Annotated in this window: 16 protein-coding genes and 1 other annotated feature; of the genes, 10 read left to right on the forward strand and 6 right to left on the reverse strand. The window is 53.4% G+C overall.

From position 1 onward, the window contains the following. From GX016_05045 to GX016_05055, 3 genes are all read right to left on the reverse strand, one after another. Nucleotides 1-920 (reverse strand): dicarboxylate/amino acid:cation symporter (locus GX016_05045; GenBank protein ID HHT70930.1); only part of this gene is annotated, 920 nt, incomplete at its 3' end. A gap of 267 nt (nt 921-1,187) precedes the next feature. Continuing rightward, nucleotides 1,188-2,045: a DegV family protein gene (locus GX016_05050; GenBank protein ID HHT70931.1), complete on the reverse strand. Its 858-nt coding sequence runs from the start codon at nt 2,043-2,045 to the stop codon at nt 1,188-1,190. Nucleotides 2,046-2,135: 90 nt separating this feature from the next. Next, the gene (locus tag GX016_05055) at nt 2,136-2,777 is read right to left on the reverse strand and encodes a phosphoribosyltransferase (GenBank protein ID HHT70932.1); all 642 of its coding nucleotides are present in this window, start codon (nt 2,775-2,777) and stop codon (nt 2,136-2,138) included. Nucleotides 2,778-3,065: 288 nt separating this feature from the next. On the opposite strand from GX016_05055, the gene GX016_05060 reads away from it, so the two are divergent. Both GX016_05060 and GX016_05065 read left to right on the forward strand, forming a co-directional pair. Continuing rightward, nucleotides 3,066-3,731, forward strand: coding sequence for a LysE family translocator (locus GX016_05060; protein ID HHT70933.1), 666 nt, complete (start codon nt 3,066-3,068; stop codon nt 3,729-3,731). Between the two features lie 94 nt (nt 3,732-3,825). Further along, the gene (locus GX016_05065) at nt 3,826-4,416 is read left to right on the forward strand and encodes a hypothetical protein (protein ID HHT70934.1); all 591 of its coding nucleotides are present in this window, start codon (nt 3,826-3,828) and stop codon (nt 4,414-4,416) included. A gap of 106 nt (nt 4,417-4,522) precedes the next feature. Here the strand turns inward: GX016_05065 and GX016_05070 are convergent, their stop codons facing one another. Next, nucleotides 4,523-5,533 carry a hypothetical protein gene (locus GX016_05070; GenBank protein HHT70935.1) on the reverse strand — a complete coding sequence of 337 codons (1,011 nt, stop codon included), beginning with the start codon at nt 5,531-5,533 and terminating at the stop codon, nt 4,523-4,525. A 135-nt stretch (nt 5,534-5,668) separates the two neighbouring features. Continuing rightward, the gene (locus GX016_05075; protein ID HHT70936.1) at nt 5,669-6,178 is read right to left on the reverse strand and encodes a hypothetical protein; all 510 of its coding nucleotides are present in this window, start codon (nt 6,176-6,178) and stop codon (nt 5,669-5,671) included. Between the two features lie 286 nt (nt 6,179-6,464). On the opposite strand from GX016_05075, the gene GX016_05080 reads away from it, so the two are divergent. From GX016_05080 to GX016_05105, 6 genes are all read left to right on the forward strand, one after another. Further along, entirely contained in the window at nt 6,465-7,622 is a 1,158-nt protein-coding gene (locus GX016_05080; GenBank protein HHT70937.1) for an RtcB family protein, read from the forward strand. A gap of 78 nt (nt 7,623-7,700) precedes the next feature. After that, nucleotides 7,701-8,723 (forward strand): protease complex subunit PrcB family protein, encoded by a 1,023-nt coding sequence (locus GX016_05085; protein ID HHT70938.1) that lies wholly within the window; start codon nt 7,701-7,703, stop codon nt 8,721-8,723. Between the two features lie 7 nt (nt 8,724-8,730). Beyond that, nucleotides 8,731-8,838: a sequence feature (possible 16S ribosomal RNA but 16S or 23S rRNA prediction is too short), on the forward strand. Nucleotides 8,839-8,905: 67 nt separating this feature from the next. Then, a complete protein-coding gene (locus GX016_05090; protein ID HHT70939.1) occupies nt 8,906-9,655 on the forward strand; it encodes a hypothetical protein in 750 nt (249 codons plus the stop codon). Nucleotides 9,656-9,879: 224 nt separating this feature from the next. Then, complete coding sequence (locus GX016_05095) at nt 9,880-11,472, forward strand: efflux RND transporter periplasmic adaptor subunit (GenBank protein ID HHT70940.1); 1,593 nt, start codon at nt 9,880-9,882, stop codon at nt 11,470-11,472. Between the two features lie 23 nt (nt 11,473-11,495). Beyond that, nucleotides 11,496-12,245 carry an ABC transporter ATP-binding protein gene (locus GX016_05100; GenBank protein ID HHT70941.1) on the forward strand — a complete coding sequence of 250 codons (750 nt, stop codon included), beginning with the start codon at nt 11,496-11,498 and terminating at the stop codon, nt 12,243-12,245. Next, complete coding sequence (locus GX016_05105; protein ID HHT70942.1) at nt 12,242-13,402, forward strand: FtsX-like permease family protein; 1,161 nt, start codon at nt 12,242-12,244, stop codon at nt 13,400-13,402. Before GX016_05100 ends, GX016_05105 begins: the two co-directional genes overlap by 4 nt. Nucleotides 13,403-13,617: 215 nt before the next feature. Here GX016_05105 and GX016_05110 read toward each other — a convergent pair whose 3' ends face one another. Beyond that, complete coding sequence (locus GX016_05110) at nt 13,618-14,346, reverse strand: NYN domain-containing protein (GenBank protein ID HHT70943.1); 729 nt, start codon at nt 14,344-14,346, stop codon at nt 13,618-13,620. A 220-nt stretch (nt 14,347-14,566) separates the two neighbouring features. Here GX016_05110 and GX016_05115 point away from each other — a divergent pair, with 220 nt between their 5' ends. Together GX016_05115 and GX016_05120 are read left to right on the forward strand one after the other, a co-directional pair. Then, the gene (locus GX016_05115) at nt 14,567-15,262 is read left to right on the forward strand and encodes a sigma-70 family RNA polymerase sigma factor (protein HHT70944.1); all 696 of its coding nucleotides are present in this window, start codon (nt 14,567-14,569) and stop codon (nt 15,260-15,262) included. A gap of 3 nt (nt 15,263-15,265) precedes the next feature. Further along, nucleotides 15,266-15,564, forward strand: a 299-nt coding sequence (locus GX016_05120) for an anti-sigma factor domain-containing protein (protein HHT70945.1), incomplete at its 3' end; no start/stop codon positions are given.

The raw sequence follows: 15,564 nt of genomic DNA on the forward strand, positions 1-15,564 counted from the left end.
GCAAACAGAGCGTAAATAGGCATCTCGGCTGCGCAAGCGTGCATGTTGATAGTGGCGGCCGGTGGGGTGATCAAATTGACAATATCCTCCGGAACGCCGGCCCGTTTTTTGGTGCAGTCCATGGTTACAGGGATGGTGGCACTGCTGCTTTGGGTGGAGAAAGCCATGACCATGGCTGGGAAGATGTTCCGATAGTGATTGATGGGATTTACCCCGGCCATGAGTTTTAAGATGATCGGATAGAAAACAATAAGCACAGTAGCATAGGCCACATACTGGGTGATCAGCATCTTGCCGATGCCTTTGAGGGCAATGGCACCTACAGTGCCGGTAACGTTGGCCATGAGAGCGAAGACACCGTAGGGAGCCACCTGCATGACTATACCCACCATCCGGCTCATGAGCTTATCGCCGGCGGTGAAGAGCTCGATAATCTGTTTGCCGGCCTTGGTTTCCGCCAATAGGGCGGCGGTTATACCGGCGAACATGGCAAAAACGATCACCTGAATAATATTAAAATCAGCAAAGGACCGGAACACGTTATCCGGAATCCATTTGATAACACTATCCAACAGGTCGACATCCACATCCATCTTTTCGGTCAGGGGCAAATGAATCCCTACCCCAGGTTTGATGATCAGCGCCCAGACCACACCGGTAGCTGCAGCCAGAAGCGAAGAAATGGCCCAGTAGCCGGTGAAGATGGCCCCGACTCTTTTCAGCCGATTCAAGTCCGCAATACTGGCTACACCGCTGGTGACCGAGAAGAAAATAAGCGGTAGAATGGTCATCCGTAGCAAACGGATGAACACTGTTCCCACGGGAGCAATCACCGCAATGGAAGGACCGACAATAAAACCGACAATAGCGCCGAGAACCATACCGATAAGGATTTTCGGAGCCAAACCCAGTTTTCGCATCCGGTTTTCCTCCCTTCTCAAGTGGTTGCACCTGGTTCACAATTCTACTCCCACTGCCGGTAATCCGCTGGATTATTTCGGCTGCCTCTCACCTCCCCACTTAACTTTATGGCACAATTCACCCAATTGAGATGGTAAGTAAATAGATAATTCGCCATCCATATAAGGAGTCCTTCTATAAAGTATTAGATAAACTAAACAAATATTCAACCGGTCAAGCGCCTCTGGAGAAAAGAAAAACCCGGCCTACACCGGGTTTTTTCATGACTAACCATTACGAGCCAGACAGTAGATAATGCCAATTGTACCGGAGCCCACATGCAAGCCCACCACCGGACCGACGGCGACAATGGGTGCAGCCAGGCCGTACCGATCTAAAATAGTCTGAGCTACTTCTTTGGCTTGGTTCAGATTGTTGATATGCTGAACAATTACCGCTTGCAGGCCGTGGGCTTTGGAGTCCGCTTCTAAGATGCCCAGCATGTGCTGCACAGCGGCCCGCATGCTTCTAACCTTCTTGGCCACGGCGGTAAGGCCGTTGGCATAGTATAAGATGGGCTTCAGATCTAAAATAGAACCTACCAAAGCGGCGGCGCTGCCGATGCGCCCGCCTTTGCGCAGATACTCCAAAGTGGCGGGGATAAAGTAAAAGCGCATGCGTTCAACTGACTGTCTGGCAAGCTTTGTTATCTCAGCCAATGACTTTCCTGTTTGCGCTTCCTTGGCCGCCTCGATGACGGGATAGCCCAGAGCCATGGCTGTATTTAAGGAGTCGATAATCTCGATTTTAGCCTCCGGGCATTCTTTTAAGATGGCTTCTTTGGCTCCCAGGGCCGTTTCATAAGTACCACTGATCCTGGACGAGAGAAAAATAGCCAAAATATCATGGCCCGCAGCCAGCAACCGCCCAAATACAGCCTGGATTTCACCCTGGGAGGGCTGGGAAGAGGTGGGGATAACCGGGCTCCGGTCCAGCTTGTCGTAGAAGTAATCTAACGGTACCTCGCTTTCCACGAACGACTCATCAGGGAAGTGTACGGTGAGGGGGATAACGGTAATGTCCAGCTCTCTCTGGGTCTGTCGATGGATATCCGAAGTGCTGTCGGTGACCAACTTTACAGCCATGGTGGACCTCCTACTAATTAGTACCGGTTGTATTCTCCTTCTTGGGGTCTACTTCCTGCTCCTAAGTGGACGGTGGGGGTAGAAATTTGATCACAATTGATTATTGCGGCCAGCCATGATAGTCATGACCTCGTTGTCGTTCACCGGAGAAAAATCTTGGTAGAATTGACCCACAGCAAAGAAATGTTCCTCACAAAGGACGTATCTCACCTCGTCGGCCAGTTCGTTCAGTTTAGACAGCGTAGAGGGAGCAATTACCGGTGTGGCTACGATGATGCGCTGGGCGCTCAGACTTCTTAAAAAACCGATGGCTGCTATTACAGTCTGGCCGGTGGCAATGCCATCATCGACAATAATGGCTGTTGTTTGTTCCAGGTTAGGATAGTCGGCGCTCCGGCGGTATTGTTCCAACTGTTGTCTTATCAGAGCCCCTGTTTCTTTAGCCGCTGTCTGCCAATAGGTGGGGGAGATATTCAATTTGGCTGCGGTGGTTTGGTCCACGTTTACTCTACCGGCCGGGTCCACGGAACCGATAGCCAACTCAGGGTTGAAAGGAGCACCGATTTTCTTCGTTACAATCAGATCCAGCGGCAGATTGAGGTGCTCAGCCACTTCAGCTGCCACCACCACGCCACCTCTGGGGATGGCAAAAACAATGCAGTTGCGGCAGCGATCCAAGTCCCGGAGTTTTTCCGCCAACTGTATTCCGGCCTGGCATCTGTCCTTAAACACGCTATTCACCCCCAATTATATTATATCCTAACCGAGCAATTAGGCTCACCTTCAGGCAAAGTCTTCAGGATGACAACGAAGCAGAGCGTACATAGCGATGACAAATGGTGACCATCAGGATGATAATCTTAACCATCTTTTATACTGTGGCTTTTCGCACAGTAACGTCTCTGTTGTCATCAACTGGGTGTGGCTGCTTCTTAAAGCAGGATTATTGTGATTACTCTAGAAAATATTAATACTAAGCTCGAAAAATACCAGCCTGGGGCGGAAAGAAGGGTTATACCAATGTGGCGACTACTAGGCAGCGGTCTTATGTTAGGGCTTTCTATTGCGATACCCCTGGGACCGGTGAGTATTCAGCAGATTCGTCAAGGTTTGCTGGGAGGGTTTTGGCCGGCGTTTTCAGTGTCTCTAGGAGCCGTAACGGGAGATACAGCCTTCTTTTCGCTGGTAGCTTTCGGGCTGGCTCCGATAATCTTTCGTTATCCGCTGATTAAAGCAGTGCTATGGCTGGTGGGGACGTTGTTTCTCCTCCGCTTGGGCCTGGGCAGTGTGCGCCAGCTAAAGACAATAGATCTTGACTTGACCGACGACCAAAACACGGGTAACCGGAGGGCGGCTTACTTTAGCGGTTTGTATCTCCAGATTACTAACCCCATGGGGTTTGTTCTGTGGAGCTCTGTGGGGACAGCTGTGTTCGCCAGTGCAGGGCTATCTTGGCAGGCTGACTCCCGGTTGCAGGTATTCCCCCTTTATGTGGGAGTAATTGTCGGAATTTTGGGTTGGGGCTTGGTTCTTTCCGTGCTGTTATCCTGGGGCCGGCGGTTTGTGAGACCGGAAGTTCTGGTTCGGATCAACCGGGTTTGCGGCTTTGTTCTACTTGGTTTTGCTTTCTATTTTGGTTGGCAGTTTATTAAGTCCATCTTAGATTTAGGCTATATAGTTGAATGAGACACGTCATTTCCGAAAAAACCATTAAAAATGAGTCATATTGCCTCTAAAGTGTGATATAATAATAGCGCAGAACATAGAGAGAAGGGTTGCTATGAACAGGCTGCGCTATGTGAATTGGTTGGAGGGCGAGGAGAAGCTAAGATCCAGGGAGGCTGCCGGCAGTAAAGGGGCGACGACCGGTCAGAAGCAGGCCGGGGTGGGGTTTAGCGTCCGGCCGCGGGCGTACCTTGAGTTTCTAAGCGTAAACGGATTGTTTGCTGAAATAAGGGATTTGTTGGCCGGCGTGGATATGGATGCTGCCGCTGATTTGTGGGGTCGCAGTGCTGCTATCCGGCAGCTTATTGTGCGAACTGAGCTGCCGCCGCAGATTGAGCAAGAAATCATAGCTGCCTATGAAAAACTGACTCAGGGCAGCGGTGGTCCGGGTTGTTCTCTTAGTGTACAGAGCCGTGTTATGGTGACAGCCGCCGGACAAACGGCCGGGAGGCTGACGGAAAAGTTCGATCCCTACGAGGATATTCTGGGGTCGGAGCAGCTAATCGTGTATGTAAAACGCTGTTGGGCCCGGCTGTGGACACCGCGGGCTCTATATTGCCGGCAGCAGATGGGGTGTCCCCACTTAGATGTGTTGCCGGTGGTGACAGTGGCGAAGATCCCGGCAAAAGAAGCAGCGATAGCGTGAGAGAAGCTTGGGTCCGGCGGTGACGCCGGACCCAAGCTCTTATTTGAGCGCATTTTTGATTCGGCGCCGTTTGGCCGTGGCATGCTACTTCCTTACCAGGCTTATGTTACCCCCGGTGTGCCGGTTCGGTAGGGAACCTATCGGCCTTAAGTCCCAAATAAGTGCTAAGGGTAAGATTAGCCAAGGGGTCGGCGGCGGCCGGAGTAGAAGCATGGGCCAAAAGCAGCCAGAGGGACAGATGTCCGTGCAAGGTGGGGCTTACAATTACCATACTGGTTCCCGCACTGCCATGGGCGAGCAGGCCTAGCAGCCACTCATCTCTTTGCCACAGCGTTGCTTGAGTAACGCCGATCTTATTGTCCGGCGCCGGTACGGTGATTCCAGCCGAGGGGAGGGTAATGGTACTTCTGGTTTCCAACCCTTTGAGCAGCATGGCGGCATCGGGAAAGGTATCGGCCGGGCAAAAAAGGATCTTTGATCCCAGCAGTCGAGTGGGAAGCAGATGCAAGGTACTGTCATCAAAGAACATCCAGGAGAAAGATAGGATTACTCCCAGAGCTTTGGTCAAAGCAGCATTAAAAGACGTAGCTAACTTTCTAGCCGGCGTGTGGGAATTGTTCAGGGATCGGCGTAAGACGTTTAGGCAGAGCTGATCCGCCACTGGGACGATAATGTCAAAAACAGGCATATCCATATAGACAGGCTTATTATCTACCACGGCCACCAGCAGTTGCCCATCTTGAGGACAAAGCAGTTGATATAATTCCGGCACAGTGGCCAGCATAAGATTTGCTATTTCCACGGCAGGCGAACAAGCTGTAAGAGTTAGTAACGCTTTGAACAGTGCCTTCGCATCTTGCCAGTTACGGCTGAGCTTGACTTCGGCCGCTATCAGCCGGCCGGTGCTCCTGGCTGCTTGCTCAAGCAGGCCGGTGCTTTTGACCCGGGCGGCACCTTCCTTGTAGTCGAGCACAGAGTGGGCGGCACTTTTGGCCAGAAAATGGTGCAACCAGCAGCCGACTTGTGGATGCTCGGCACAAATGGAAGCGATGTACTTTTGGCCATCGGTACTGGCAGCTGCATGTAAGAACTTGGCTAAGCGAAGTTCTGCCGACATGCTTCTTACCCTCCTGGGCCTACTTACCTGGGCCTACTTATCGATCTGGTTACATGTTCGGTAAGAAGCGGCTGTTTCCCTGCCTGTCGCTGATAAAGAGCTGCTGTTTCCACCTGAGTAATGGGTAGGAAGGAGTCAGCGGCTGCTGGAGCCTGAGCTTGAGCCATGGTTGCGATGGTTTAGCTTGTATATGTAGTAGGTAAGGGCGAACAAGAAACCGGCGATTACCGTGGGGGCGTCTTCCACGAAACCGTCTATGCTCATACCGAGCACCGGACCTCCTAGACGTCCGGTGGCCCGAACACCCCGGTCAAACTCAAGATCGATGTCAAAACCGAAAACGTCACCGCCGCAGCGCCCGGTAATGTTGTTCCCGGTGGCCGATAGGGTAAGATCATTTCCGGCTAAGGTACCACCGATACGAACAGAAAGGTGACTGCTGCTGATTTGGCCGCTCACGTCTTGACCCCAAAAGAGTCCGCCGATGCGCCCTTCGATGGAGCCGGCGGCCAGGTTATACGTAAGGTTGATATCCATGCCGGAGAAGACGCCGCCGATGCGGCCAGCAATGGTGGTGGGGGTGACAGTGGCCTGAACGTCGTAACCGCCGATGGCACCGCCTACCCGGGCCCTTACTGTTCCCATGGTGATCACTCTCCTTCTATAGATCGCACTGCTCTGGGCGGTCCGGCCCCGGCAGTGTCAATGTTTGCCCATGGAGATATTGTACAGTATTTATCAATGGATAACTAGGGAGCGGACTAAGCTTCGCGTTGGGGATGGGCCTGGGGGTTGGGCCCTTGGCTGGGTTTGCGACCAGGCAGTATTGGAACTAAAGAGGCAAGTTATGGTATGCTGTAACCGCACTGCCATCTTAGCTGACAAAATATGAATACGGCTGTGCGGGAGGGAGGATGCCATGGCAAAGGAATTGAAAATTGTGGGAAAGGGAAAAACCCTGGTGCCCATTATTTCCTGGGCCGATGATTTGGATGAGGATACTATCCGGCAGGCTATTAATCTGGCCAATTTGCCCTTTGCTTACCGGCACGTTTGCCTCATGGCCGATGCGCACGTGGGCTACGGCATGCCTATCGGTGGGATTCTCGCGGCCAAGGGGCACATTATTCCCAATGCCGTGGGTGTTGATATAGGTTGCGGGGTCAGGGCCTGGTGTACCCAGGTAGAGGTGGAACGCTTTTTGCCGGTGCGATCCGAAATCTTAGCTGAGATCCATGGCTCCATTCCTACCGGCTTTGATTGGCATCGCACCCAGCAGACTGATGAGATCTTTGACCGGGCTCCGAGATCACCGGTTATTCGTAAGGAGTTGAACCGGGCTCGCTATCAGCTCGGCACCTTGGGCGGCGGGAACCATTTTATTGAGGCCGGGTCCGATGAGCAGGGCCTGGTCTGGCTGATGGTGCATTCCGGCAGCCGAAATTTGGGCAAACAGGTGGCCACTTACTATAACCAGGTGGCGAAGAAGTGGAGCGAGAAGCATTCGCCTTCTATTCCGCCGGCACATCAGTTGGCCTGTCTGTCGGTGGATAGCGAGGATGGGAAAGAATACATTGCCGCCATGCAGTATTGCCTTGATTTTGCCCGGACCAATCGGGAGCATATGATGCGACGGGTCCTAGCTGTTTGGGGCGAATACTTCGCCGACAGGCCCAGCCCCTACATCGATGTACACCACAACTACGCCGCTTATGAACGGCACTTCGGTACTTGGCTGTGGCTGCACCGAAAGGGCGCTGTCCGGGCCGCCGGCCGGGTGGTGGTGCCGGGTTCCATGGGCACCAAATCATATATTGGCCAGGGCTTGGAGGATCCGGACTCTTTTTGTTCTTGCAGCCACGGTGCCGGGCGAGTTCTAGGCCGGCGGGAAGCGAAACGTACTATTTCGACCCAGGAAGTCCGGCGCCAGTTGGAAGCGCAAGATATTGAACTGGTTAAGACCAAAATGCATGATGTGGCCGAGGAGAGCCCAGAGGCATACAAGGATATTGATCGGGTAATGCAAAACCAGCAGGATTTGGTTCAGATTGAGGTGACGTTGACGCCGCTGGGTGTAATTAAAGGTTAGGACGAGGGAACTTTTTTCTGGTCCGGTACGTCTAAGCAGATGACAAGCATCCACAGCTTTATTGGGGGAGGGAGAATGATGAGCAGAAAAGGAAAGCTGACGGTGTTTCTGGCTGGAATCTTGACCGGGGTAATGTTGATGACAGCGGTCGGGTTTACCAGTCTGGGAGAAATTAAGGCTTCGTTTGCTCCGGTGCGGTATTTGATTCAGGGTAAAGAGGTCCGCCCCAGTGATCAGCCGTATTACTACTTCAACGGGAAAGTATACGTGCCGGCGAGCTTGATCCATGCCGGTACCACCTACCTGCCGCTGCGCTTTGTAGCTGAGGCTTTGGGGCTGAAGGTGGATTGGAACGGGGATACAGGGACCATAAGTATCGCGGAACCGGAACCGGTAACCCAGCCTTCCTATCCTCGCGAGGTGCCGCTTACGATGCTGACCAGGGAGTCGGCTCCGAAAGAGATCACGACCCTGTTGGATTATTCCACTGGTACGGAGTTGGCCCAAAGCTACACTCTGGGAGAAAAGACCTATCTGATTGTAACCCGGGGTTCCTGCTCCACCGGAGGCTATGCGGTTCTTATTAAGCAGGTGCTGGAGACCGAGACCGAGGTGGTGGTAAAGGTTGAGTACCAAGACCCGGCACCGAATGCCGAAGTCACTCAAGCCATCACTTACCCCTACGTTATGGCTATGATAGGAAAGACTACGAAGCCGGTACGCTTTGAGGGCGCAGGCGATGCTTATGTGCCCCAGCTTTACGGGCTGAAACACATGGAACAGATTACAGCCGAAGCTAAGAGCATAAAGCTGCTGGCTCCGGTAACCGGAGGAGATAGTCTCACTGTGCGGGGCATTGCCCGGGTGTTTGAGGCGGCGGTGAGTTGGCGCTTAACTGATAAACGAGGTGAAGAGAAAAAGCGCGGTTTTGTCACAGCGGCGATCGGGGGGCCGGATTGGGGCTATTTCAGCTTTGAAGTGCCGGCAGAATATCAGCAGGCGGGGTACAGACTGCACGTGTATGAAGCCAGCGCCAAAGACGGTACTCCGATAAATGTCATTGAAATTCCGCTGGAAAAATACGTACAGTTGGCCCACTGACCGTGGCCCCGGCACTCAATCGGCAAGTTCAAGCTTGGTAAATCGTAGAATCCAATCCCGCAGAGGAAAGGTAGCGGATAGAGGAACCTAAACTTGTGGATTGAGTGCCGGGGGGCAGGATATCGCTGACAGAGTGCAGAAGATAGTGGCAAAAGTAGCCAACAGCATGAGGAGGAGATTTCATGAGGCGAAGGTGGCTAACGGTCTGGGTGGTGGCTTTGGCACTAGTTCTTGTTTACGGTACCGCCCAGGGTGCCAACCTGACCAAAACCATTAAAGCAGCGTATCGTAACATTGCCATCGTAATCGACGGTAAGGCCAACATTCCGGCGGAAGAGCCTTTTATTGTGGACGGCCATGTTTATGTACCACTTCGCTACATAGCTCAGGCTTTAGGGGCTCAGGTGGACTGGGACAATGCCAACAACCGGGTAGTGATCACCACCGCGGCCAAGGCTGATCCTAAGCTTGAGCAAGCGAAATGGCAGGAAGGTTACAACGCCGGCTTGGTCCAGGGGCAGCTTCTGGGCAGTAAGAGCGCTTACGACAAGGCTTACAAGGAAGGCTATGACGAAGGCTTTGATAAGGGTAAGAAAGAAGGTTACGACGAAGGGTACAAAGAAGGCAGTCGTGGCCGCAGCAGCAGCCGCGATGATTATCGGGACGGCGAAGAAGATGGCTACAGCGTGGGACGCAAAGACGGGAGATCTGCCGGCCGGCAGGCTACCAGCGATAAGAGAAGCCTTACCTGGAAAGAAGCTATGGATAGATACGCCGACATCGCCTACAAGTCGGCGGAGGAAGATATCATCTATCAATACGAGGACGACTACAACCTCAGTACCAGGCGGTATCCCGACTACACCGACGGGTTCATCGACGGTTATCTGGATGGTTTCCAAGAAGCTTTTGAAGAGTATTACGATTATTAGCAAGTTAAGGCTCAAGGGTTTGGCCGGGTCTGAGCCCGGCTCTTTCTTTTTGCCAGTAAAACTTTAGTAACAGGGGAACTTTTCGGCTGGAACTTCGTCCAACCAAGGAGAGGTGTTAGCGCAGAAGCAGGAGAGGATAGCGGGGAAGAAGAGGACACATGTGGACCGAGCAGGATACATAGTAAGTATGTAGGTGGGATCGGGAAAGGAGAGGGGCGGACCGTATGAAGAAGAAACTGATTATTGCCCTGGCAATTGTGGTGGCGGTAGGTGGTGTTTTTGCTCTAGTCAAGTCTCGTCAGCATGGGAAAGCGCAGAACCCAGATGTTATTGCCAGCGGGCGGGTGACGCGCGGGGATATCCGACTGACGGTGGAGGGCTGGGGCACCCTTTCCGCTGGGGAGGTCAAGGAAGTGGCACCGCTTACTGAAGGCTTAGTGGATCGAGTAGTAGTGAAGGAAGGGCAGCAAGTAGAGGCTGGAGATCCGCTTTTGACTTTATACAATGCCACCCTGGGTATGGAGGTGGAGAAAGCCAGGCTAGAACTGGAGCAGGCCCGGTTGGAGCTGGCTAAAATCCTCGGGGTGTCACCGGAACAGGTAGATAGGGCCGATCCGGATCTGGCTTTGTCGGTGCGGGCACCGGTGGCGGGACGGGTGGTGGAGCTGAAAGTCAAAGAAGGCGAGCAAATCGGGGCTAAACAAGATCTGCTCCGGCTGGTGGACGACAGCCAGGTGCTGGTGGACCTTTTTCTGGATGAAGGATCGGCCAACAGCATCAGAGCCGGTCAAAAGGCAGAGTTGTTTTTCCACGATTTTTCCGGCAGCACCCCCGGTACAGTCAAGGAGGTGGATCCGAACCGCTATCCTGATGCCAGCTCATTCTCCCGGCGAATAGTCATTGCTGTGCCCAATCCGGGACTGTTAGCCCCGGAGATGAAGGCCGGAGTCAATATTGACACCGGCGCCGGGATTGTAGCCGGTACGGGGACGGCCACCGGTTGGAAAGAAGATACGTGGGTATCCAGCGGTGTTAGCGGTCGCATTGACCGGTTGCAGGTGAAAGAAGGCAGTCGAGTCAAGCCGGGGCACATCATCGCTTCTTTGGAAAAAAGCTCCGCCTTGCTGGATGTTTACGGGCAAATTCTGGCTTTGCGCCAAGCTCAGGTGAGCTTCGAACGGAAACAAGAAGAGCTGGACGGACTTACGCTAAAGGCTCCCATGAGCGGACAGGTGATTGCTCTAAATACCGAGGACGGTCAGAAGGTGGAGGCCGGCCGGAGCGTGGTTAAGATCGCCAGCTATGAAAAAATGAACACCGAAATCACCATCGATGAATTGGACATTGTTCATATTAGGCCCGACATGGAAGCCACGGTAACAGTGGACGCCCTGCCGGGAAAGATTTTTGCGGCCCAAGTGGTGGAAGTGGCCCGGGAGGGCGGCAGTCAGAGTGCAAACCAGTATGACGGTTATTCCGGCCCCAGCGGGTTTCCAGTCAAGGTGGAGATCCTGGAGCCGGGAGATCTACGGGCCGGCATGACAGCCAATGTCTCCATTTTTATCGAAGAGCGTAAAGATGTGCTCGCTGTGCCTATTGAAGCTGTGTATGAGAAAGAAGGCGCTTCTTTTGTACAGGTAATAGAAGGCGGCAAACCCAAAGAGGCTGAAGTGCAGTTGGGGCTGCAGGATCGGGCCTTAGCTGAAGTGCTGGCTGGACTCACCGAGGGGCAGGAAGTGGTGACAGGAAGCTCGGCTGACGATGAGCTGTTCTTTGGTGGCGGCGGAGCACGGCCGGTACGCCGAGTACGGATGTAAGGAGTAAGGATATGGGTGTAGTTATGGTGGATGTAAGCGCTGTCACCAAAGATTATCGTATGGGTAAAATTAAGGTACCGGCTTTAAGAGGGGTTGATCTTAAGATAGCTGCCGGTGAAATGGTGGCTATTATGGGGCCGTCCGGATCGGGCAAATCCACCTTGATGAACGTTCTCGGCTGTTTGGACCGCCCCAGCAGCGGTCACTACAGGCTTCATGGGGAAGAAGTGAGTCAAAAGAGCGACCGGCAATTGGCGGAGATCCGGAATCGCCAAGTGGGGTTTATTTTTCAAAGCTTTAATCTGCTGCCGCAACTGACAGCGTTGGAAAACGTGGAATTGCCCCTTATTTATCGTGGTCTGTCCGGTAGCAGTAGGCGAGCCCAGGCCCAGGCCGCCCTGGTCCGGCTGGGACTTAAGGGACGGCTGCATCACCGGCCGCAAGAGCTGTCCGGCGGTGAACAACAACGGGTAGCTATAGCCCGGGCAGTTGCGGCCGGGCCGGAGATGGTTCTGGCTGACGAGCCCACCGGGGCCTTGGATTCGCGGACCGGCGAAGAAATACTGGCTGTCTTCCAAGAACTCCATGCTCAGGGTAATACTGTGGTTATGGTGACGCACGATCCTAATGTAGCCTGCCACTGCCAGCGAATCTTACGCCTGGCTGACGGGGTCGTGGTGGCTGATGAACCGGTGCGAGCAGAAGATTATTTGGTGGCCCAGGAAGTGTTGGCTTCCCTCCCGCCGGCGGTGGAAGGGGATGCCCAGGCATGATCTTACTGCTAAGCATGAAGCTGGCCTGGCGCAGCATTTTAGGCAATAAAGTCCGGTCGATTCTGACCATGTTAGGGGTAATTATCGGGGTGGCATCGGTAATAACTCTGGTTTCGGTGGGACAAGGGGCGCGGCTGGAAATTCAGCAACATTTGCAGAGCCTTGGATCGAATGTAATTGAGGTTTACAGTCAAGGTTGGGAAGTGCGGTTTACCCCTGAACTGTTAGAAAGTTTGAAGGCACGCGTGGACGGTATTAAGCACATCATGCCGGTGGTAAGTATCGGCGGCAACTTAAAATGGCGTAACACCACTTTTGACTGCAGCGGCCAAGGCGTGGGCGAGGATTTCTTGGCTTTGCGTGACTTGGAATTGGCCGGCGGCCGTGGGTTTACAGCGGCGGACATCAGCGAACGACGTCGGGTGATGGTGGTGGGTGCCATTGTGGACGATCAGTTGTTCCGGGGAGTGAACCCGGTGGGACAGGAAGTCTACTTAAACGGTCAACGCTTTACAGTGGTAGGGGTGTTAAAGGCTAAGGTTTCCACCGCCCAGGAATGGGGCATCGATCGGACGGTATATATTCCCTACAGCACAGCCCAACGCATTTCCGGTATGAACCGCATTGACACCATCAATATCAAGGCCAAAGGTAATAAGGAGTCGTCCCAGGTGGCGGTGCAGCTAAAGCGCATCTTTTACAAGATATACCGCCGCCCCGATTCGGTGTATGTTATGAGCCGCGATGACATGCTTCGGCAAGTGGCGGAGATGAATTTGGTGATGACCCTAATGCTAGGGGCCATAGCCGGGATCTCGTTGGTGGTGGGCGGCATTGGGATTATGAATATTATGTTGGTATCGGTAAGCGAGCGGACGCGGGAAATCGGGATTAGGAAAGCGGTTGGGGCTAAGAATGCTCAGATTTTAGGGCAGTTTCTCATTGAAGCGGTGATTCTAAGTGCCGCCGGCGGCATTATCGGTATTTTGCTGGGTTCCGGAGCGTCGCTTATTATTCGTCGCTTTGGCCCCCCGACGGCGGTAACGCCCACGTCTATTTTCTACTCGTTTGCGTTCGCGTTGTTGGTGGGGGCTATCTCCGGCGTTTGGCCGGCGGCGAAAGCGGCCAAACTGGATCCCACCGATGCCCTGCGCTAACCAACCCTCCCTCGCTCTTTTGAAACCTGTTATATAGGGCACCCTCTGCGGCCGCCCGTGGCTTGGGTGCTGTTTTGCCAAGGTCGGTGGTTGCCGAGCCCATCCTCACGCTCCGCGGTTTATACCGAGGTTGGGCTCGCTCACAGAAAGACAGGACGGAACCCGGTTCCGCCCTGTCTTATCTGTTTTTCGGGACCATGATGTTGGTGTTGATGTTAGGCGATGGCTTCTTCGCTGCTGGGGATACGCAGAACACGAACGTCGGATTGAGGCGTGTGTTCAATTAATTGGACAAAAACGTTTTCATCGATGAGAGCCGCTAAAGCTTTGCGGACGGCCACTTCGTCCACTTGGCGAACTTTGCTGTAAATGCTGACGGTTTTGTTAAAGGTGACATAAGGATGGGTGCGGATGGAGTTTTTCACGAAGGCGATAAGATCTTCCCGGTCTACCAGGCAGGCATCGGCATCGATTTCCAGTTCCCGCACTTCCGAGGCGCTTTGATAGAGCTCGCGGTTGATAAAATGAGGAATACCAACCACCACGATGTTCTTCTTGCAGCGGACTCGAAGGCGGGCCACCACGCTGGAAAAATGACCGTCGCCGGTGACAATGACTATGGTGCCGATATCGTCTTGGTCTAGGTAGGTTCCATAGATGGCATCCAGCATGGTAAAGTCGGTGTAGTTCTTGACTTTTTCCCGGGAGTGGTCCCCGGCGGCATCCACCATTTCAATGCTTTGAGTGCGTAGGAGGTAAGCTGCTCGTCTGAGTTCTTCCGAGCCGGCCAAGTCAGCAAAAGCCTTGGCCACTTTGAGCTCACCGTATTCCGAGGCAACGTCAATTATGTCTTCGATCCGGGGTGAAATGCCATACTGGTTGGACATGGTGAAAAATAGGTACTCAAAGTCGATAAACAAGGCTACTTTTTGGTCAACAGACATTTAACCTGAGCTTCCTTTCTCTTAATATATTGCTGTTCATTTACTATTTTTTCATTTTTCCCCTAGTAATATACTTTTAGACCTACCCCCAGAAAAACCGGCCCCTGGACGACTAAGCAAGTAAAAGGGATGGACCCCTTCCGGGGCGAATAATTCTTTGGTAGAGCAGTAACTGTAACCGGAAGGGGGGGAACTGCATGTCGGGGTAAAGGTGGAGGAATTGGTTATCAAGGCCAAGGCTGGCGATGATAAGGCGCGGGAGCGGCTAATTGCCTCTAGCCGTCCCTTTATCCAACAGGTGACGTCCTGGTGTTCGCGGCGGCGTCTGGACTGGCATGCAGATGAACTCAGCATTGCCTTATTAGCTTTTAATGAAGCTATCGATAGTTATGACCCTAATCGGGGGGCCCAATTTCTATCTTTTGCCCGGTTGGTGATTTCCGGTCGGTTGACAGACTATCGCCGACGGAACAAGGCGGCAGGAAAAGAGGTACCCCTCACCCTTGTGGGACCGGATGGATCAGAGTCAGTGCGCCCGGAAGTAGTGACGGCGGCGGAAGAAGCTTTGCTCAAAGAACAGGCCCGGAGGGAACGAGCGGAAGAAATAGCTGTTTTTACCGCCGAACTGGCCACTTACGACCTAAGCTTGAACGATATTGAGCAGGCTTGTCCGCGACACCGTAACCGGCGGCAAAAACTACTGGGGGTCGCGGCTGTGTTGGCAAAAAACCCCGAGCTCATGGCCCGAGTCCGTTCCACGGGACAACTGCCGCTGAAAGAGCTGGCCCAGCTTACCGGCCTAAATCGCAAGGTCTTGGAACGGGGACGGCGATATATTCTGGCTGTGAGCCTTATTTTGTCCAATCCGGAGTATGTCCATTTGGCTTTTTATGTAACGCCGGCGAGGGGGCGATGACAAGTGGCCCTGCGTGAAGCCATAGTGCTAAAACAGGAAAAGAATAGGATCAGCGTTCTTACCGGCGACGGCGAATTTCGGTCGGTTAGATGGCTGGCACCTTTACCGCAGCCGGGGGAAGAAGTGCTGATTTGGGTTCCGCCCCTGTCAGCCAAACAGCTGCTGGCGGTGGCCTTGGCGGCAGCTTTTCTGTTGGTGGCGGTGTTGCCGGCAGTGGCCTGGGCGCGCAAACCGGCGGCGTACATTGCGTTGGATATCAACCCTAGCATTGGGCTGGAAGTAGCTCGCTCAGGTAAGATCAA

This window comes from Bacillota bacterium (assembly GCA_012837285.1).
Classification (GTDB): Bacteria; Bacillota; DTU030; order DUMP01; family DUMP01; genus DUNI01.

What these genes read in the sequence shown, in the direction of transcription:
- GX016_05085 (HHT70938.1), top strand. Translation starts at nt 7,701, where the DNA reads ATGAGCAGAAAAGGAAAGCTGACGGTGTTTCTGGCTGGAATCTTGACC.
- GX016_05060 (HHT70933.1), top strand. Translation starts at nt 3,066, where the DNA reads ATGTGGCGACTACTAGGCAGCGGTCTTATGTTAGGGCTTTCTATTGCG.
- GX016_05095 (HHT70940.1), top strand. Translation starts at nt 9,880, where the DNA reads ATGAAGAAGAAACTGATTATTGCCCTGGCAATTGTGGTGGCGGTAGGT.
- GX016_05100 (HHT70941.1), top strand. Translation starts at nt 11,496, where the DNA reads ATGGTGGATGTAAGCGCTGTCACCAAAGATTATCGTATGGGTAAAATT.
- GX016_05050 (HHT70931.1), bottom strand. Translation starts at nt 2,045, where the DNA reads ATGGCTGTAAAGTTGGTCACCGACAGCACTTCGGATATCCATCGACAG.
- GX016_05070 (HHT70935.1), bottom strand. Translation starts at nt 5,533, where the DNA reads ATGTCGGCAGAACTTCGCTTAGCCAAGTTCTTACATGCAGCTGCCAGT.
- GX016_05090 (HHT70939.1), top strand. Translation starts at nt 8,906, where the DNA reads ATGAGGCGAAGGTGGCTAACGGTCTGGGTGGTGGCTTTGGCACTAGTT.
- GX016_05075 (HHT70936.1), bottom strand. Translation starts at nt 6,178, where the DNA reads ATGGGAACAGTAAGGGCCCGGGTAGGCGGTGCCATCGGCGGTTACGAC.
- GX016_05110 (HHT70943.1), bottom strand. Translation starts at nt 14,346, where the DNA reads ATGTCTGTTGACCAAAAAGTAGCCTTGTTTATCGACTTTGAGTACCTA.
- GX016_05065 (HHT70934.1), top strand. Translation starts at nt 3,826, where the DNA reads ATGAACAGGCTGCGCTATGTGAATTGGTTGGAGGGCGAGGAGAAGCTA.
- GX016_05105 (HHT70942.1), top strand. Translation starts at nt 12,242, where the DNA reads ATGATCTTACTGCTAAGCATGAAGCTGGCCTGGCGCAGCATTTTAGGC.